Raw genomic sequence first — 18,714 nt, 5'->3', positions numbered from 1 at the left:
GTGCGTATCGGGGAACTGGCCGCACAGGCCGGTATGACCAGGGACACCATTCGCTTCTACGAGAAGATCGGCCTTGTTACGGGGCGGCGGCTGGCCAACGGCTACCGTGACTTCCCGCCGGAGACGGTGCCCTGGCTGTACTACGTCCGTACCGCCCAGACCCTCGGCTTCTCCCTGGCCGAGATCGCCCGGCACGGCGAGGAGTTGCGTGACGCCCCGGACTCCGCCGAAGCGCTGTCTGCGCTGTTGGAGGAGAAGATCCGGGTCATCGACGCGCGGATGGCCGAACTCGCCGCCCTGCGCGCCGAACTGGACATACGAGTCGGCACCGGCTGCCCCCTGCGGGCGGCCGACGGTCAGAGGACGCCGCCCGCCTCGTCCTGGAACAGTTCCGTCCAGTAGTGCCAGTCGGCGTCGGACGCCGTGCCCGTCGGGTCGACCGCCGACAGCACCTGGATCATCGTCGCGGCCAGCTGGTCGTAGACGTCGGTGGTCAGTTCGCCGCCCAGGTCCGCGTCGATCGCCCGCTCGCGGTGCAGCAGCCAGAGGGTGAAGGCGAGGGTGGAGACGTCCGTGTTGAGCGGGTAGAGGGTCGCCTCGGGCTCGCTGAAGTTCAGCACCGCGCCCGTCGTGCCGTCCACCACAAGGCTGTTGTCCTCGACCAGGTAGCCGAGGCGTATCAAGTGGTCGGAGTGCGCGGGGAGTTCGTCGAGCAAGTACTCGTCGGCGCGTTCGTCCGTGTAGTACTCCGTCAGCGTCGGCAACGGCACGTCCGTGTCGAGGTGGAAGAGGACCGCGGCCTCGGGCAGGCCCGTCTCGCGCAGGAAGCGGCGGGTCGGCTCGTGGGTGAGCGTGGCGGGGAAGTCGACCTCCTCGAAGCGGGCCACGCGGCCGTGGCCGAACTCCTGGTCCAGAAGACGCGTGGGGACGTCCAGGGTGAGGGCGGAGTCCTTGCCGGGGCCCGCCGCGAGCGCCAGGGGGCGGATCAGCGCGGCCGCCTTCCAGTACGGCGGGACATCACCGTCGGTGTCCTCCTCGAAGAGGGCGAGGAGCCGGCGGGACGCCTCGGTCGCCGTCTTGGTGCCGTAGTGGCCCGCGAAGGAGGCGAACCGGCCGCGCAGACCGGCCAGTTCCTCGGTGACCGCGGCGAACCGCAGCAGCGTCGTCAGGGAGGGCGCGAGCGGGCGGCTGTCCGACGGGTCGACGAGGTACGTGGTGGTGATCTCGCCGGTGCCGCCGTCGAGCAGGATCGACTCCGTCTCCATGCCCGCCGGGCCGAGCAGTTCCCCTATCACCAGCCGGTCCCGCAGTTCCTCCGCCAGCCGGGCCGGGCCGTCCGTGGCGTCGGCGAGCGTGCGCAGACCGGCCGTGCGCAGCGATGCGAACGTCAACAGGTCGCCGTCGCACGGCAGTCCGGGACCGGTCAGCAGGCCGCGCGTCGGGACGTGCGTGACGTAGGGACCGAGCTCGTGCTCGGTCAAGGTGATCGCCGCGACACCGGCGTCGGTCGTGCTCATCGCTCCCCCGCGATTTTTGTAGTACAGCGTCGTACGGCGGTGTGTCCGCCCGACAGCCCCCACTGCCCAGAACACTACGCCGCACCACTGACAACGGCCCGCGGATAAAGGACGTAGGACGCCCCCGGCCCGTTCCACCCTCAGGTGAAGTACACGCCGCCCAGCACGACGAGCACCGCCGCGAACACGAACAGCAGGATCCAGATCAGCAACTTGCCGATGCTGGGCGGCGGTTCGTAGCGCGGCTCGTCCTCGGGCCCGCTCACTGGCCCGTCACCACCGCGGCCTGCGGGCGGATCGGGAGGCGGTTCACGGGGCGGCCGGTCGCGGCACGTACGGCGGAGGCGATCGCCGCCGGTGAGGTCACCACCGGCACCGCGCTGACGGCCTTCGCCCCGAAGGGGGCGACCACGTCCCGCTCCTCGACCAGCTTGACGATCCGGATGTCCGGCACGTCCAGGGCGGTGGACAGGGCGTATCCGGTGAGGTCGGGATGGCGGACCAGGCCGCGCGCGGTGCGCAGGTTCTCGGTGAGGGCGATGCCGACGCCCTGGGTGACGCCCGCCTCGATACGGGCAGCGAGCTGCACCGGATTGAGGACCCGGCCCACGTCCTGGGCGACGGCCAGCTCCACGACCCGTACCGAGCCGAGTTCGATGTCGACGTCCACCACAGCGCGGATCGCGCAGAAGGCGAGGCCGACGAAGGCATCGCCCTGGCCCTCGGCGTTCAGCGGCTCGGTGGGGTGCGGGCGGCACTGTGCGGTTGCCCACAGTTCCTTGCCGTCCATCGCCTCGGTGACGGTGGTCGACAGCACACCGTCGTACGACGTGATCTTGCCGTCGGTGATCTGCAGCAGCTCGGTGGACATGCCGAACTTGTGCGCCAGGGGCTGGAGCAGCTGGGTGCGGACCATCTTGGCCGCCCGTTCCACCGCGCCGCCCGAGACCCAGGTGTGCCGGCCCCGGCAGCCCGCGCCGGCCGGGGGCTGGTCGGTGTCGACGGGCGCGACGTGCACCTCGTCGATGCCCAGGGTCTCCTGGACGATCTGGCGGGCCAGCGTGGTGAAGCCCTGGCCCGTTTCCACGGCCGCGCACAGCACGGTCGCGACACCGTCGTGGACCTTCACCGTCGCCGTGGAGACCTCGTCGGCGCCCTCCGCGCCGAGCATGTGCACCATGCCCAGGCCGTAGCCGACACCCCGGCGCACCGCGCCCGGCTCGCCCGCGCCCTCGGGGCCGCCGGGCAGCAGCCACTCGTCCTCGGGGGTGTCCTTGGGCAGCGGCGGAAGCGGGAAGTCCCGTACCGCCTGGAGGAGTTCGGCCACGGGGGCCGGGCAGGTCACCGTCTGGCCGATCGGGAGTACGTCCCCGGTGGCGAGCACGTTGCGCAGGCGCAGCTCCGCCGGGTCCAGGCCGAGCTTCTTGGCGAGCTTGTCCATCTGTGCCTCGTAGGCGGCGCACACCTGCATGGCGCCCTCGCCGCGCAGATGGCCGGAGGGCGGGTTGTTGGTACGGACGGCCCAGCCCTCGATGAAGGCATTCGGGACGACGTACGGGCCGCAGGCGAAGGAGACCGCGGCGGCCAGGGCCTCCGAGGAGGTGTCGGCGTACGCGCCCGCGTCGAGCAGGATCTGCGCCTCGACCTTGACCAGATTGCCCTCGGCGTCGGCGTGGTGGCGGTAGCGCAGGAGGGTGGGGTGCCGGTGGACGTGGCCGAGGAAGGATTCCTCCCGGGTCGCCGTCAGCTTCACCGGGCAGCCGGTCTTCAGCGCCAGCAGGCCGAGCGGGAGCTGGAAGCCCTGGTCCTCGCGGTCGGCGGTGGCGCCGGGGACACCGGTGACGACGATCTTCACTCGGTCGGGGGTCAGGCCGTAGACCGCGGCGGCGGTGTTGCGGTCGGTGTGCGGGTCGGTGGAGGCCAGATAGAGCTCGACGCCGCCGTCCGGGCGGGGCACGGCGAGGCCGGCCTCGGCGCCGATGGGGGCGGGGTCCTGGCGGCCGATGCGGTACAGGCCCTCGACGACGATCTCGCCGGCCGCGTCGGGGTCGCCGTGGCGCAGCGGGATGTGCCGGATCAGATTGCCGTCGGGGTGCAGCGGCTCGGCCTCGAAGGCCTGCTCCGGGTCGGTCACCGGATCGAGTACTTCGTACTCGACGATGACGGCCGCCGCTGCCATCCGCGCGGTGTCGGGGTGGTCGGCGGCGACGGCCGCGATGGGCTCGCCGTGGTGGCGTACGACCTCGGAGGCGAACACCGGGCGGTCGGGCGTGCCCCGGCCGTACCGGGGGGTGCCGGGCACGTCCTCGTGGGTGACGACGGCCCGTACGCCGGGCATCTCGCGCGCGTGGGTGGTGTCGATGGACAGGATGCGCGCGTGCGGGTGCGGGGAGCGCAGTACGGCCGCCCACAGCAGGCCCTCGGCCCACAGGTCGGCCGCGTACGGGAAGGTGCCCTCGGTCTTGGCGCGGGCGTCGGCCGGGAGCAGGGAGGCACCGAGGCCGTGCGGCAATGGCTCGGGGGCGGGGGCGGCCTCCGCGGCGCCGGCCGCGGTGGCGGCTTCGTTGCTCACGCCTGGCCTCCGTCCTGTCCGTAGGACTGGTCCTGTCCGTAGGACTGGTCGTGCCCGTAGGACTGGTCGTGCCCGTAGGACTGGTCGTGCGGGACCGGCGGTCCGGACGCCTCGAACGCCGACGGGTTGACGCCGCCGGCACCCGGGCCCGCCTGGTGCGGAATACGTGCCTCGTCCGCGTCCGTCTCGGCCTCCGCCGCGGCGTGCGCCTCCCGTTCGGCGACGACGTCCTGGACGGCGTCCAGGACGCCCCGGTAGCCGGAGCAGCGGCACAGGTTGCCGCACAGCGCCTGGCGCGCCTCCATCTCGGTCGGCGCCGGGTTGCCCGCAAGGAGGTCGTGCACGGTCATGGCCATGCCGGGCACGCAGAAACCGCACTGCACCGCACCGCACTTGGCGAGCGCGCGCTGTACGTCGGAGGGCTGGCCGTCGACGGCGAGCCCCTCGACCGTGCGGACCTCGCTGCCGGCCGCGGTGACCGCGGGCACCAGACAGGAGGCGACGAGTCGGCCGTCCACCTGGACGTTGCACGCCCCGCACTCGCCCTGCGAGCAGCCGTCCTTGGCGCCCGCGAGGCCGAGCCGCTCCCGCAGGACGTACAGCAGGGACTCGCCGATCCAGGCGTCGGTGACCGGGCGGTCGACGCCGTTGACGCGGAGGACGAAGGAGGCGAGGGGGTGGTCGTCGTGCGCGGGCGCCCGGTCCTGCGGGGCCGCGTCGTCGTCGCCCGTGGCGGCCGTCTCCCGGGCTTCCGGGGCGGGTTCGGCATCGGCGGTGGCGTCGTGGTCCGCGGGGCTGCCGGTGGGCCCTTCAGGGGCCTCCTCGGCCCCGTGGGCGTCCTCGGCCCCGATCCCCTCGGCCGGTTCGGCGTCCTCGGCCGGCTCCGACGTCCCGTCGGCCTCGTGCGCGGCGTACGCGGGCGCGGGCCGGGACGCGTGGTGGGCGTCGGGTTTTTCGCCGGGTGCCGCCGGGCTGTCGGCGTCGTGTCCGGCCCGGGTTCCGGTGTCGTGGTCGGTCGGCGGCTCGGGGTATCCGACGCCGGTCGCGCCGCCTTCCGGGACGGACCGGCCCGGAGCGCCCGGGTAGCCGCCGTCGGGTGCGCGGTCCGGGTGCTCCACGACGGCGTGTCCGGTGCCCGCCCGGGTCTCACCCGCCTGCGGGCCCGCCGTCTGCTGCCCCCAGGGCTGCCCGGCGCCCTCCGTCGCCCAGGGCGCGGGCGCGCCGCCGGGGAGGGTGGCCGGCGGGGTGCCGCCCCACTGCTCGACCAGGGAGGACGTGGTGAACTCGCCCGATTCGTCCGGAAGATCACCACCGGCGACGGGGATGGACCACCGGCCGGTCACGTCGTGACCGGGACCGGACGCGGCAGGCGCGCCGGGCGCGGCGGGATCGTCGAAGGTCCACTGCTGCGTGGACATGGGGTTGTACGTGAACCGGTCGTCCCCGCCCGCCTCCTGGGGCATGGCGTTCGGGTCGGGCCACTGCGCGCCGTCGGCCGGGATGGACCAGGTGCCCGTCGCCCCCGGGTCGGTCACGGCGTCCGGGCCGGGGGCCACCGCTATCTGCGGCGGTACGTAGCCGTGACCGGGCGCGGCGAGCGGAGTGTCGCCGGCCAGGAGGGCTTCGATGCCCCCTTCGGGGAGTTTCACGAAGGCGGTGGCGCCGTCGTCGTAGTCGCCCTGGGGCAGCGGGTCCCAGCGGCTACGGCCCCGGGACGCGCCCTCTCCGTGCTGGTCGTCGGTCACGACAGCGCCCTCCCCAGTGCTCGTCGGGCCAGTGCGGCAACGGTGCGCCGCAGGTGCAGTACGGCGGGCGGAAGCGGTGGTACGGAGCCGTCCTCCTCCGGGGCCGGGTCGGGGATGCAGGCCGCGGCGACGTACTCCCCGAAGGCGTTGAGCGCGTCGGGGACGATCGCGCGGTCGTTGTCCCAGTCGATGAGCCGGGAGACCCACTGCTCGGCGTCCAGGGGCCGGAGCGGCATCGGCGCTATGGCCCCGACGGCGCATCGCACCCCGCGCCGGGCGGGGTCGAGGACCAGGGCCACGGAGGCGGTCGCACGGCCCGGTCCGGTCCGTCCGGTCGCCTTCAGGAAGACCTGCGGGGCGTGCAGCAGCGGCACGCGCACGTAGCCGATGAGCTCACCGGCGCGCAGCATCTCCATGCCCGCCAGCAGGTGCGACACCGGGATCTCCCGCCGGGACCCGCCCGGGCCCGCGACGATCAGCGCCGCCTCCAGGGCGGCGAGGACCGGAAGCGCGTCCCCGGTGGGCGCGGCCGAGGCGATGTTGCCGCCCAGGGTGCCCGCGTTGCGGATGTGCGGCGGGCCCGCGGCGCGCGCGGCGGCGGCGAGCGCGGGGATCAGGGCGGCGAAGTCGGGGCGGCCCATGCGCGCGTGCGTGAGGCCCGCGCCGAGCAGCGCGTGGCCGTCCTGGTACTGCCAGCCGCGGATCTCGCTGATCCGGCCGAGGCCCACCAGGGCGGCGGGCCTGAGCTGGCCGGAGTTCACGGCCGCCATGAGGTCGGTGCCGCCCGCCACGGGAACGGCCGCGGGCATGGCGCAAAGCGCTGCCACGGCCTCGTCCAGAGTCGTGGGCAGCGTGACGGCCTGCGCCGCCTGCGGTGCGTGCGTGGTCAAACCGGCTGCCCCTTCCCGCTGCCCCCTGGTCCCACCTGTGTGGCCGTACGGTACGTGCTCACAGGGCGGACGTGGCAACTCTGGCACATCATCGCAACACTCGAGCGCGGGGGTCCGCTAGGAGCCGTTCGCCCACTTCATCGGGTAGATGGTCCGTTTTCATACCCCATCGCCACCGAGGGCCGATTGACACTCTTCGGTGACACTTGGGGCCTTTTTCCATCACTTGTTCGGAGGCGTCCCGTCGACGGGACGGCCGGGCACACCGGGGCGCCGCTGCCAGGGCCGGGGCCCGGCGGGCGGGCGGTAGGCGACACCGAGGGCGTCAAGTCGCGGATAGTGCACGGCCATCCGGTGTTCGAAGGCGGCGAAGTCCCGTTCCCCGGGGGCGGGCAGACGGCTCCAGGCCACCTCGGCGAAGGCGGCGAGGCGGGGAAACGTCTGGTAGTCCACGCGTGCGTGGTCCTCCATCACCTCGGTCCACACGTTGGCCTGGGCCCCCAGGATCCGGCCTCTTTGCTGTTCGTCCAGTTCCGGCGGAACCGGCTCGAACCGGTAGACGTCCTCCAGGGTGCGCACGTACCCGATCGGTACGGGCTCGTCCGCGCCGGCCGCCTGCCGGTGGTCCAGGTAGACCTGCTGCTCGGGGCACATCACGACGTCGTGCCCGGCCCGCGCGGCGGCGACCCCGCCCTCGTAGCCGCGCCAGGACGACACGGCCGCGCCGTCCGGAAGCCCGCCTTCCAGGATCTCGTCCCAGCCGATGAGTCTGCGCCCGCGCGCGGAAAGCCACTTGGCGAAGTGGCCGATGAACCATGACTGCAGTTCGTCCTCGTCGGCGAGACCGAGTTCCTTGATGCGGGACTGTGCCGTGGGCGACTGCTTCCACTGGTCCTTGAGGCATTCGTCACCGCCTATGTGAAAGAACGCCGAGAACTCGGCGGCATCCGCGGGGAAGAGACCGAGGAGTTCCTCGAAGACCCCCTCGTAGAAGCGCAGCGTGTTGTCAGTGGGGGCGAGTACGTTCGGAGAGATCCCCCAGTTGTCCCAGACGGAGAGGGCGGTGGTGTCGATGACGTCGGTGTTGCCGAGTTCCGGATACGCGGCGATGGCCGCCTGTGAGTGGCCCGGTACGTCGATTTCGGGGACGACGGTGATATGCCGCTCGGCGGCGTAGGCGACGATCTCCCGGATGTCGTCCTGGGTGTAGTGACCCCCGTGCGGCTTCTCCTCCCAGAGCGGCGAGGCCCGGTGTCCGAATTTCGTGCGCGCCCGCCAGGATCCGGTCTCGGTCAGCTTCGGGTACCGCTTGATCTCGACGCGCCAGCCCTGGTCGTCCGTCAGATGGAAGTGGAAGACGTTCAGTTTGTGCGCGGCCATCAGGTCGAGGTACCGAAGGACGCCTTCCTTGGGCATGAAGTGCCGGGCGACGTCGAGCATCAGTCCACGCCAGCGGAATCGGGGCGAGTCCTGGACATGGATCAGCGGCAGCCGCCAGGGGCCGGAAATCGGGGCTCGCCGGAATGCGCCGGGGCCGAGCAGTTGACGCAGCGTCTGGGCGCCCCAGAAAAGCCCGGCAGGACCGCCGCCGACCAGATGCACGCCGGTCGGCATGACGGCGAGACGGTAGCCCTCGGCGCCGAGATCCTTGGTGACCAGCGGATGGATGGACAACCGAATGACATCGTCCCCACTCGACTCCTTCGATGCGAGCGGCAGCCCGGTAGCCGCCCCCAACGTCGCCCGCAGCCAGCGCTCCGTCCGCTCCGCACCCTCACCGGCCGCCAGTCCGGTTCCGGGGCCCAACGCGAACCAGTTGGCGCCGTAGGCAGTCACATGACGGGGCTCGGGAATCAGATCCACCACGCCAGTAAACATGTTCTGGCGAGCGCCGAGGTGACGATCTCAGGACTGTCCGAGTTTCCCACCTCACCCACGAAAGGAAGCCAGAACCAAATTCCGCCGACCGTGTGCTTCCTCGCTCGGGCTCGTATGTCCCCCGCGTACAGCACTGGCCGCGGCCCCCGCAGGGGCACCGCGGCCATGCTTCGGCCCGTGGTGCGGTCTGTGCGCGTCGGCGCGCCGTGCCGGACCGGGTCGGCGTGCTACTTGTCGCCGCCCTTGCCTTCGTCGCCGGCGCTGCCCATGGAGTCGTAGATCTCCTTGCACATGGGACACACCGGGTACTTCTTCGGGTCGCGGCCCGGCACCCACACCTTGCCGCACAGCGCCACGACGGGCGTGCCGTCGAGAGCGCTCGCCATGATCTTGTCCTTCTGGACGTAGTGGGCGAAGCGCTCGTGGTCGCCGTCGCCGTGGGACACCTGCGGCGTCGGCTCTACGAGGGTCCCCGTACCAGTCCCGCGCTCGGGCTCGAGAGTGCTCATATCGCCAAGAATACTGAAGCTCGCACGTATCAGTTGAGCGACGGGTCGTCCGGATACGTCGCCACCATCGCCAGCTCGTTCCGCTGGCGGCGCAGCACCTCGCGCCACAGTCGCTCCGGGGCCGGGGACGAGACGTCGCCCGGTTCCGATTCCACGACGTACCAGGCGCCCTCCACCAGCTCGTCCTCCAGCTGTCCCGGCCCCCAGCCGGCGTACCCGGCGAAGATCCGCAGCGAGCCGAGAGCCGAGGCAAGCAGCTCCGGCGGGGCCTCCAGGTCCACCAGCCCGATCGCACCGTGCACCCGGCGCCAGCCGAGCGGGGCCCGGTCGCCGGACGCGCCGCCGGGGATGACCGCGACACCGAGCGCGGAGTCCAGCGACACCGGACCGCCCTGGAAGACGACACCGGGCTCACCGGCCAGCTCCGCCCAGCCCTCCAGGATGTCGCCCACGTCCACCGGGGTCGGACGATTGAGGACGACACCGAGGGAGCCCTCCTCGTCGTGGTCGAGAAGGAGCACCACCGCACGGTCGAAGTTCGGGTCCGCCAGGGCGGGCGTGGCCACGAGCAGCCGCCCTGTGAGCGAGGACACCTCGGTCATGCCAGACATGATCCCGCATCTTCCCTTCGTGTGGGGAGCCAATGCGGGTACGGGAGTGAATGCAGCTCAGGGCGCACCGGTGCGCCCCACGCGCACAACCGCGCCGGTGACCCCATGTGCCCGGGAGCGAACGGTTCGTGTTGTGACAGAGCTGTGGCGATGCTGGGTGGTACTTGGACTTACGGCAGGGGGGCGGTGGGCGATTACCCTGTCTCTCCGGCCCCTGCCCAACTCCACGGAACGCGAGATTCATGACCGTCAACGACGATGTCCTGCTTGTCCACGGCGGAACCCCGCTGGAGGGTGAGATCCGTGTCCGCGGTGCGAAGAACCTCGTGCCGAAGGCGATGGTCGCCGCCCTGCTGGGCAGTGCGCCGAGTCGACTGCGTAACGTACCCGACATCCGCGACGTTCGTGTCGTACGCGGCCTGCTGCAGTTGCACGGGGTGACGGTCCGTCCGGGTGACGAGCCCGGTGAGCTGGTGCTCGATCCGACGCACGTGGAGAGCGCCAACGTTGCTGACATCGATGCCCACGCGGGTTCCTCGCGCATCCCGATCCTCTTCTGCGGCCCCCTGCTGCACCGCCTCGGCCACGCGTTCATCCCGGGCCTCGGCGGCTGCGACATCGGCGGCCGGCCCATCGACTTCCACTTCGACGTGCTGCGGCAGTTCGGCGCGACGATCGAGAAGCGTGCCGACGGCCAGTACCTGGAGGCGCCGAACCGGCTGCGCGGTACGAAGATCCGGCTGCCGTACCCGTCCGTCGGCGCGACCGAGCAGGTGCTGCTGACGGCCGTACTCGCCGAGGGCGTCACGGAGTTGTCCAACGCGGCCGTCGAGCCGGAGATCGAGGACCTGATCTGCGTTCTGCAGAAGATGGGCGCGATCATCGCGATGGACACCGACCGGACGATCCGCATCACCGGTGTGGACAAACTCGGCGGCTACACCCACCGCGCCCTCGCGGACCGCCTGGAGGCCGCGTCCTGGGCGTCGGCGGCGCTGGCGACCGAGGGCAACATCTACGTCCGCGGCGCGCAGCAGCGCTCGATGATGACGTTCCTCAACACCTACCGGAAGGTGGGCGGTGCCTTCGAGATCGACGACGAGGGCATCCGCTTCTGGCACCCCGGCGGCCAGCTGAAGTCCATCGCGCTGGAGACGGACGTGCACCCGGGCTTCCAGACCGACTGGCAGCAGCCGCTCGTCGTGGCCCTCACGCAGGCCACGGGCCTGTCGATCATCCACGAGACGGTCTACGAGTCCCGGCTGGGCTTCACCTCCGCCCTGAACCAGATGGGCGCCCACATCCAGCTCTACCGCGAGTGCCTGGGCAGCTCCGACTGCCGCTTCGGAGCGCGCAACTTCCTGCACTCCGCGGTCGTGTCGGGCCCCACCAAGCTCCAGGGCGCCGACCTGGTCATCCCGGACCTCCGGGGCGGCTTCTCGTACCTCATCGCCGCGCTGGCGGCCCAGGGCACGTCCCGGGTCCACGGCATCGACCTCATCAACCGCGGCTACGAGAACTTCATGGAGAAGCTCGTGGAGCTGGGCGCGAAGGTGGAACTGCCGGGCAAGGCGCTCGGCTAGTACCCGGTACGACAATGGGGCGGCCCCTGTGGAAAGGGGGCCGCCCCGTTTGTCGTTGTCCGCATCCGCGGCGGACGCGCCCCCGAAGGGGCGCGGGACTGTGTCGATCTGCGGCTCCGCCGCGCGGGCGCGACCAGCCACGACGGGCGCTCAGTCACCCACTGCGCCCTCAGCGCCATGACCATGGGGCGGCCCCTGGCGAAAGGGGCCGCCCCATCGTGATATGTCCGCGCCCGCCGCGGACGCGCCCCGCAAGGGGCGCGGGGAACTGCGCGACCAGCCACATGCGGCGCGCAGTTACCCACCGCGCTCTCAGCGGAGCGCTTACTTGCCCTTGGCCGCTTCCTTGAGCTTCGAGCCCGCGGAGACCTTCACGCTGTAGCCGGCCGGGATGTTGATGGGCTCACCGGTCTGCGGGTTGCGCGCGGTGCGAGCGGCACGGTGGGTGCGCTCGAAGGTCAGGAAGCCGGGGATGGTGACCTTCTCGTCGCCCTTGGAGACGACGTCGCCGACGACCTCGGCGAACGCGGCCAGAACGGCGTCGGCGTCCTTGCGGGTCACCTCGGCGCGGTCGGCCAGCGCGGCCACCAGCTCACTGCGGTTCATGTTGTTACTCCCGTGTTCTTCTTGCCGTTGGGGTGTGCCAGGCGGCGGTGCCGCACTCTGGCACAGCGAAGCCGATGCGCTCGCGCCCGTGGACGCATCCTGCCCCTACCTGCGGCGGGAAAGCCAATCCGGCACCCGCAGGAGTCGTGAGAACACCCTAGGGAGTCACACGAAAAGCGCCTGTCGGCCGTCACCCTAGAGGGCGCCCGGCGGTAGGGGGTTCCGCGACGCGCCGCTGTGAGGGGCCGCCGTGGCGATCCTCACAGCACTTGCACACTACGGCACGGTGGGGTGCGCCGCCGCCCCGGCCGCCTTCGCCGCGTCCCGCACCGCACCCGCCACCGCGCCCGCGACCTTGTCGTTGAAGACGCTCGGGATGATGTAGTTCGGGTTCAGCTCGTCCTCGGTCACCACGTCCGCGAGGGCCTTCGCGGCCGCGAGCATCATGGCCGTGTTGACGGTGCGGGACTGCGCGTCCAGCAGGCCGCGGAAGACACCCGGGAAGACCAGCACGTTGTTGATCTGGTTCGGGAAGTCGGAGCGGCCGGTGGCCACAACTGCGGCCGTCTGGCGGGCGATTGCGGGGTCGACCTCGGGGTCCGGGTTCGCGAGCGCGAACACGATGGCACCCTCGGCCATGGCGGCCACGTCGTCGCCGTCGAGGACGTTCGGGGCGGAGACGCCGATGAAGACGTCGGCGCCGCGCACGGCCTCCTTGAGCGTGCCGGTCAGGCCCTCGTGGTTGGTGTTGTCGGCGATCCAGCGCAGCGGCGAGTCCGCGGCGGCGTCCACCAGGTCCTCGCGGCCGGCGTGCACGACACCGTGGATGTCGGCGACGACGGCGCTCTTGACGCCCGCCGCGAGCAGCAGCTTGAGGATGGCCGTACCGGCCGCGCCGGCGCCGGACATCACGACGTGGATGTTCTCAATCGCCTTGCCCGCGACGCGAAGTGCGTTCGTCAGGGCGGCGAGGACGACGATCGCCGTGCCGTGCTGGTCGTCGTGGAAGACGGGGATGTCGAGGGCCTCGCGCAGCCGGGCCTCGATCTCGAAGCAGCGCGGCGCGGAGATGTCCTCCAGGTTGATGCCGGCGAAGCCCGGGGCGATCGCCTTGACGATCTCGACGATCGCGTCGGTGTCCTGGGTGTCCAGGCAGAGCGGCCAGGCGTCGATGCCGGCGAAGCGCTTGAAGAGGGCCGCCTTGCCCTCCATGACGGGCAGTGCGGCCTTCGGGCCGATGTTGCCGAGGCCCAGCACCGCGGAGCCGTCCGTCACGACCGCAACGGAGTTGCGCTTGATGGTGAGGCGGCGGGCGTCCTCGGGGTTCTCGGCGATCGCCATGCAGACGCGGGCCACACCCGGCGTGTAGATCATGGAGAGGTCGTCACGGTTGCGGATGGGGTGCTTGGACTGCATCTCGATCTTGCCGCCGAGGTGCATCAGGAACGTACGGTCGGAGACCTTGCCGAGCGTGACGCCCTCGATGCCGCGCAACTGCTCGACGATCTCGTCGGCGTGCGCGGTGGAGGAGGCCGCGATGGTGACGTCGATACGGAGCTTCTCGTGGCCGGACGCAGTGACGTCGAGGCCGGTCACCGAGCCTCCGGAGGACTCCACGGCGGTGGTGAGCTGCGAGACGGCGGTTCCGCTCGCGGGCACCTCCAACCGGATGGTCATCGAGTAGGAGACGCTGGGCGCCGTTGCCATGGCCGACTTCCTCTTTCACCGTGTCGCGAAGATGTGCCGTCCGATCGTCGCACCTACCGTCGAGTAGGCGTTAGCCGGTCCTGAATTGCGAACGTTTTGTTCGCGGGGCCTGCCGAAAATGTCGCGGGGCACTGCCAAAAAAGGAGACCCACGTCACGGATGACGTGGGTCCCCTCACCGTTCATGACACCGACCCGCCATGCTCGCCTCGCGGCAAGTGGTCGCTCGTAGCGACAATGGTTGGGCCCGGGGGCTTGGATCGAGCCGGTGCCACAGCCAGGCTAACAAACCGATCGCGTGGAACCATTCCCGTACGGAGAGTTCACAGGATTCACCCCCGTGATTCAGTCCCTGAGCAGATCGGGCACTCCGTCCGCGTCCGGCTCGTCGCGTTCGTCCGAGACCACCGTCAGCTGCTGCGTGGCCCGGGTCAGGGCGACGTACAGCACCCGCAGGCCCGCCGGCGACTCGTCGGCGATCTCCGCGGGTGAGACGACCACCGTGGCGTCGTACTCCAGGCCCTTGGCCTCCAGGCTGCCGAGCGCCACCACCCGGTCGCCGAGCCCGGCGAGCCAGCGCGCGGCCTCCTCGCGCCGGTTCATGGCGACGACCACGCCGACCGTGCCGTCGACCTGGTCGAGGAGCCGTTCGGCCTCCGCCCGCACGGTCTTCTCCAGCGAGCCCCGGACGACCGTGAAGCGCGGTTCGACCCCGGTGGAGCGTACGGCCGACGGGGACTTCGAGCCGGGCATGGCCAGGGCGAGCACCTTGCCGGCGAGCTCGGCGATCTCCGCCGGGTTGCGGTAGTTCACCGTGAGCTCGAAGCGGCGCCGGGGGCGGGTCCCCAGGGCCTCGTCACGGGCCTCGGCCGCCTCGTCGGGGTCGGACCAGGAGGACTGGGCCGGGTCGCCGACGACCGTCCAGGTGGCGTGCCGGCCGCGGCGGCCCACCATGCGCCACTGCATCGGCGTGAGGTCCTGGGCCTCGTCCACGATGACGTGCGCGTACTCGGTGCGCTCCTGCGCCAGCCGCTCGGCCCGCTCCCGCTGCGACTCCTCGCGTACGGGCATCAGCTCCTCCAGGCCGGTGAGCTGGTCGAGCGGGTCCAGCTCGCGTCTCTTCTTCGGGCGGGCCGGGGAGCCGAGGACGGCCTGGAGCTCGTCGAGCATGGCGATGTCGTGCACGGAGTGGCCGTCGCGCCGCAGCGACCGGGCGACCCTGCGCACCTCGCCGGGGTTGAGGATGCGGCGGGCCCAGCGGCCGAGCCGGCGCTCGTCCGCCATGGCCGAAAGGACGGCCTTGGGGGTGAGCTCGGGCCACCAGGCTTCGAGGAACCGGATGAAGCTGTCCTCGGAGGTGACGTCCTCGTCGAAGGACGAGCGCAGCTCGGCGGCCAGCTCCGGGTCGGAGTGCCGGCCGGCCCCGCCGGACTGCGCCCACAGGGCGTCGAGGAGCAGCTTGCGGGCGCGCGGGCGGAGCAGATTGACGGGCGCGGTGCCGCCCAGGGCGTTGCGTCGGATTCGTTCCAGCTCGGCCGCCGCCAGCTCCAGCCGGCGCCCGAAGGCGACGACCCTCAGCCGGGTGGGCGGGCCGGCGGGAGCGCTCTCTTCCGCGCCGGCGCCCTCGTCACCGAAGGCGAGCTGTCCGGAGCCGACGGGGCGCGGACGTGCGGCACCGGATCCGGCACCGTCCGGACCCAGCTCCAGCGCGCCCCGGGCCGCCTTCCGCAGCACCTTCAGCATGCGGTACGACCCCTTGGCCCGGGCCACGGACGGGGAGTCGTACAAAGTGGCCCCGACGCCGTCGACCAGCGAGCCGATCGCCCGGATGGCGACCTGGCCCTCCTCGCCGAGCGAGGGCAGCACGCCCTCGGTGTACGCCACGAGCAGCGGGGTCGGCGAGACGATCAGGATGCCGCCCGAGTACCGGCGCCGGTCCTGGTAGAGGAGGTAGGCGGCCCGGTGCAGCGCCACGGCGGTCTTTCCGGTCCCCGGTCCGCCCTCGACGTAGGTCACGGAGGCCGCGGGGGCGCGGATGACCAGGTCCTGCTCGGCCTGGATGGAGGCGACGATGTCCCGCATGGTGTGGCTGCGGGCCTGGCCGAGCGCGGCCATCAGGGCGCCGTCGCCGATGGCGGGCAGCTCGTCGCCGTCGAGGAAGGCCGTGAGCTCGGGGCGCATCAGGTCGTCCTCGACGCCGAGCACCCGGCGCCCCTTGGAGCGGATGACCCGGCGCCGTACGACCCGTCCCGGGTCGACCGGGGTGGAGCGGTAGAAGGGGGCGGCGGCGGGCGCCCGCCAGTCGATGACCAGCGGGGCGTAGTCCTGGTCGAGGACACCGATGCGGCCGATGTGCAGCGTCTCGGCGATGTCGGCGGTGTTGTCGGCGCGCACGGCGCCCTCCGCCGGCTCGACCGCGGTGTAGGCGCCGTCGGGCCCCTTCTTGCCGTCCTTGCCGAGCAGCAGGTCGATGCGCCCGAAGAGGAAGTCCTCGAACTCGTTGTTGAGCCGGTTGAGGTGGACGCCCGCCCTGAATACCTGGGCGTCCCGCTCGGCGAGCGCGCCGGGCGTACCGACCTGGCCGCGCTTGGCCGCGTCGTTCATCAGGAACTCGGCCTCGTGGATCTTCTCCGCAAGGCGCCGGTACACCCGGTCGAGGTGTTCCTGTTCGACACTGATCTCTCGGTCCCGTACGGAGTCGTGTACCTCGTCGTGAACCGAGCCGACCGCAGATTGTTGAGCCTGAGCGGCCACCGGGCCCCCTTCTGACGTGCTGGGCAGCCGTCAACCGTACGCGAAGGGGACCCGCGGAAGCTACGCGTCTACGTTCACGAGCTTCTTGCCGTCGAAGGTCATGACCTCGAAGTGGTCGATCTGGTTCGGGGAGAAGGCCGCGCCGCCGTGCACATAGAGGGGGTTCTTGGCCTCCTCCGACTTGGCGTTCGCGATGCCGTAGCCCCAGTTCGGGACGGACCAGGAGGTCACCGTCTCGCGCTCGCCGTTCTTGCCCACGGCGATGAGCGAGCACTTCTCCGGGCCGGTGACGTTCTTGAGCTGGAGGACCGCGTGGGTGCCCCAGTTCTTCGTCTCGACGGCGACGGTCGCGGTGACATGGGTCGCCGGGTCCGTGGCCGTCTTCTTGTCGGTCATGGTCTGGAAGGCCGCCTGGGCGGGTCCCATCGCCATGTTGTCGTTGCCGCCGTTGTCCGAGCCGCCGCCGGCCGCCAGCACGGCCAGCGGGCCGCCGACGATCAGTGCCGCGGATGCCGCGAGCATGAACATGGTCCGGCGGCGCTTGACCGCACGGCGCTCCGAGACCTCGACGACCAGCTTCTCCGCCAGCCGTGGGGTGGGCCTGGCGGACAGCGACTCGCCGATCGCGGGTGTGCTGCCGGAGCCCGGCAGGTCCGCGAGCGCGGCCAGCATCGGCTCCATCCCGGCGAGCTCGTCGAGCTGCTGGGCACACCATTCGCAACCCGCGAGGTGGGCCTCGAAAGCGGTTGCTTCGGCGTCGTCCAGAATCCCGAGGGCGTAGGCGCCTACTGTCTCGTGCTCATTGGGCACCGCGGATCCCTGATTGGGGCTCATGGGTCCAGACATACCCGGACCACCCGTGCCGAATCCGCCGTGTCCCCCGTATCCACTCATCACGCCGTCACCCCCCGCTCCTCCAGTGCCAGCTTCATCGACCGAAGGGCGTAGAACACCCGAGAACGGACAGTGCCGCTGGGAATACCCAGCGTCTCGGCCGCCTCGTTGACGGTACGCCCCTTGAAGTACGTCTCGACGAGCACCTCCCGGTGGGCCGGGGTCAGGTCGTCGAGCGCGTCAGACAGCGTCATCAGCCACAGCGCCTTGTCGATCTCGTCCTCCGCGGGGATGACCTCCAGCGGCGACGGATCGACCTCCTGCGGCCGGGCCTGCCGGCTGCGGTGGCCGTCGATGACGATGCGGCGTGCGACCGTCACCAGCCAGGGGCGTACCGATCCGGTCGCTCGATTGAGCTGGCCGGCGTTCTTCCAGGCACGGATGAGCGTCTCTTGCACGACGTCCTCTGCTCGCTGCCGATCACCGGCGACCAGCCGAAGGACATACGCAAGGAGTGGTCCGGCGTGCTCTCGATACAGAGCACGCATCAGCTCCTCATCAGGCTCCGAGGGCTGGGACATGCGATGTCGGGCCCTCGATCCACGTTCATTGGCCACGACGGAATCCTTGCGCACGCCCACCTCCGATGTCCGGGGGTTCCCCCAGTCGGTCGCTCGCCCACATGTACGCAGGTGGGCCGCGACGTGTTCAAAGTGACGTGACACTTTTCTCAGGGGTGCCATGACGAGAGGGACATGGCCGCACATTCCCACCGTGTGATCTTTACATTTCCGACACATTGCCTGCGGCGCGCCGACTGCCCGTGCAACACCGAAGACAAACGCGGTGTTGTCGAAATCACTTCGGCGCCGAAGCGGTCACCGACGTACAGAAGCCGCCAAGCAGACATCTAGGCTCGCGTCAGGGCCGCCCTGCGGCGGTGCCGGGCCACCCGTTCACGGTTCCCGCAGACCTCGCTGGAGCACCAGCGGCGCCGGCGCCCCCGGGACGTATCCAGGTACACAATGGGGCAGTTGTCCCCTTCGCACTCCCGCACGGCCGCCCACGCGACGGGATCGGTGAGCAGCTCCACGGCGTCCCGGGCGACGGCCCCGAGCAGCGCCGCGCACCCGGGCGGCCCGTCCAACTCCCGCACGAGCGTGCCGTCCTCGCCGCGCACGGCACGCGGGGCGGGGGGCGCGATGCGGGCGATCTCGTTGAGACGGCCGAGCGCCGGACCGTACGACCGTCCGTCGGCCGCCGCGAGCTCGCCCCGCACCAACAGCTCGACGTGCCCCCGCAGTTCACGGAAGCCCACGAGCCAGCCGCTGTCGGCGTGCGCCAGCTCGGTGCCCGCCGGGACGAGCCCACAGCCGACGATCCAGGCACGCAACGGCCCGACCGAGTCCAGCCGTTCACCGGGATGGCTCGTCGCAAGGAGATCCAGGCAGATCCGCCCGGCGTCGAACCGCAGCTCGTACGGGGCCGTGGCCGTACCCAGTGCCATGT

General features: G+C 71.3%; 16 protein-coding genes. 2 read left to right on the top strand and 14 right to left on the bottom strand.

Annotation, left to right across the window (positions count from 1 at the left end; translation table 11 throughout):
• Entirely contained in the window at window positions 1–402 is a 402-nt protein-coding gene (locus ACZ4EG_RS00430; protein ID WP_467789005.1) for a MerR family transcriptional regulator, read from the top strand.
• Here ACZ4EG_RS00430 and ACZ4EG_RS00425 read toward each other — a convergent pair.
• The 8 genes from ACZ4EG_RS00425 to ACZ4EG_RS00390 all read right to left on the bottom strand — a co-directional run bounded on the left by ACZ4EG_RS00425 (window position 357) and on the right by ACZ4EG_RS00390 (window position 9,713).
• The gene (locus ACZ4EG_RS00425; RefSeq protein WP_467789004.1) at window positions 357–1,517 is read right to left on the bottom strand and encodes an SUKH-4 family immunity protein; all 1,161 of its coding nucleotides are present in this window, start codon (window positions 1,515–1,517) and stop codon (window positions 357–359) included. The two genes, ACZ4EG_RS00430 and ACZ4EG_RS00425, sit on opposite strands and share 46 nt — an antisense overlap.
• A 140-nt stretch (window positions 1,518–1,657) precedes the next feature.
• Window positions 1,658–1,783, bottom strand: coding sequence for a hypothetical protein (locus tag ACZ4EG_RS00420; protein WP_467789003.1), 126 nt, complete (start codon window positions 1,781–1,783; stop codon window positions 1,658–1,660).
• Entirely contained in the window at window positions 1,780–4,089 is a 2,310-nt protein-coding gene (locus ACZ4EG_RS00415) for a xanthine dehydrogenase family protein molybdopterin-binding subunit (RefSeq protein ID WP_467789002.1), read from the bottom strand. The genes ACZ4EG_RS00420 and ACZ4EG_RS00415 overlap by 4 nt, the downstream gene beginning before the upstream one ends.
• Entirely contained in the window at window positions 4,086–5,834 is a 1,749-nt protein-coding gene (locus ACZ4EG_RS00410; protein WP_467789001.1) for a (2Fe-2S)-binding protein, read from the bottom strand. Before ACZ4EG_RS00410 ends, ACZ4EG_RS00415 begins: the two co-directional genes overlap by 4 nt.
• Window positions 5,831–6,724 (bottom strand): FAD binding domain-containing protein, encoded by an 894-nt coding sequence (locus tag ACZ4EG_RS00405; protein WP_453557176.1) that lies wholly within the window; start codon window positions 6,722–6,724, stop codon window positions 5,831–5,833. The genes ACZ4EG_RS00410 and ACZ4EG_RS00405 overlap by 4 nt, the downstream gene beginning before the upstream one ends.
• A gap of 222 nt (window positions 6,725–6,946) precedes the next feature.
• The gene (locus ACZ4EG_RS00400) at window positions 6,947–8,602 is read right to left on the bottom strand and encodes a beta-N-acetylhexosaminidase (RefSeq protein ID WP_467789000.1); all 1,656 of its coding nucleotides are present in this window, start codon (window positions 8,600–8,602) and stop codon (window positions 6,947–6,949) included.
• 227 nt (window positions 8,603–8,829) lie between these two features.
• Window positions 8,830–9,111, bottom strand: coding sequence for a DUF3039 domain-containing protein (locus ACZ4EG_RS00395; RefSeq protein WP_263209290.1), 282 nt, complete (start codon window positions 9,109–9,111; stop codon window positions 8,830–8,832).
• Window positions 9,112–9,140: 29 nt separating this feature from the next.
• The gene (locus ACZ4EG_RS00390; RefSeq protein ID WP_453557345.1) at window positions 9,141–9,713 is read right to left on the bottom strand and encodes a YqgE/AlgH family protein; all 573 of its coding nucleotides are present in this window, start codon (window positions 9,711–9,713) and stop codon (window positions 9,141–9,143) included.
• A 251-nt stretch (window positions 9,714–9,964) separates the two neighbouring features.
• Here ACZ4EG_RS00390 and murA point away from each other — a divergent pair, with 251 nt between their 5' ends.
• The gene (gene murA / locus ACZ4EG_RS00385) at window positions 9,965–11,305 is read left to right on the top strand and encodes a UDP-N-acetylglucosamine 1-carboxyvinyltransferase (protein ID WP_363295454.1); all 1,341 of its coding nucleotides are present in this window, start codon (window positions 9,965–9,967) and stop codon (window positions 11,303–11,305) included.
• A 324-nt stretch (window positions 11,306–11,629) separates the two neighbouring features.
• Here murA and ACZ4EG_RS00380 read toward each other — a convergent pair whose 3' ends face one another.
• The 6 genes from ACZ4EG_RS00380 to ACZ4EG_RS00355 form a co-directional block, all read right to left on the bottom strand.
• Window positions 11,630–11,911: an HU family DNA-binding protein gene (locus ACZ4EG_RS00380; protein ID WP_263209294.1), complete on the bottom strand. Its 282-nt coding sequence runs from the start codon at window positions 11,909–11,911 to the stop codon at window positions 11,630–11,632.
• Between the two features lie 276 nt (window positions 11,912–12,187).
• Window positions 12,188–13,618, bottom strand: coding sequence for an NAD-dependent malic enzyme (locus ACZ4EG_RS00375; RefSeq protein WP_467788999.1), 1,431 nt, complete (start codon window positions 13,616–13,618; stop codon window positions 12,188–12,190).
• A gap of 344 nt (window positions 13,619–13,962) precedes the next feature.
• A complete protein-coding gene (locus tag ACZ4EG_RS00370) occupies window positions 13,963–16,371 on the bottom strand; it encodes a HelD family protein (protein ID WP_467788998.1) in 2,409 nt (802 codons plus the stop codon).
• Between the two features lie 60 nt (window positions 16,372–16,431).
• Entirely contained in the window at window positions 16,432–17,205 is a 774-nt protein-coding gene (locus tag ACZ4EG_RS00365; RefSeq protein ID WP_467788997.1) for an anti-sigma factor family protein, read from the bottom strand.
• Window positions 17,206–17,264: 59 nt separating this feature from the next.
• On the bottom strand, window positions 17,265–17,786 hold the full coding sequence (locus tag ACZ4EG_RS00360) for a sigma-70 family RNA polymerase sigma factor (protein ID WP_010039908.1): 522 nt from the start codon (window positions 17,784–17,786) through the stop codon (window positions 17,265–17,267).
• 329 nt (window positions 17,787–18,115) lie between these two features.
• Complete coding sequence (locus ACZ4EG_RS00355; protein WP_467788996.1) at window positions 18,116–18,712, bottom strand: CGNR zinc finger domain-containing protein; 597 nt, start codon at window positions 18,710–18,712, stop codon at window positions 18,116–18,118.
• Window positions 18,713–18,714: the final 2 nt, after the last annotated feature.

It is taken from the genome of Streptomyces sp. NPDC025638 (assembly GCF_055558775.1).
The sequence above is the reverse complement of the archived record's forward strand: the minus strand, read 5'-3'. Positions and strand labels throughout refer to the sequence as shown.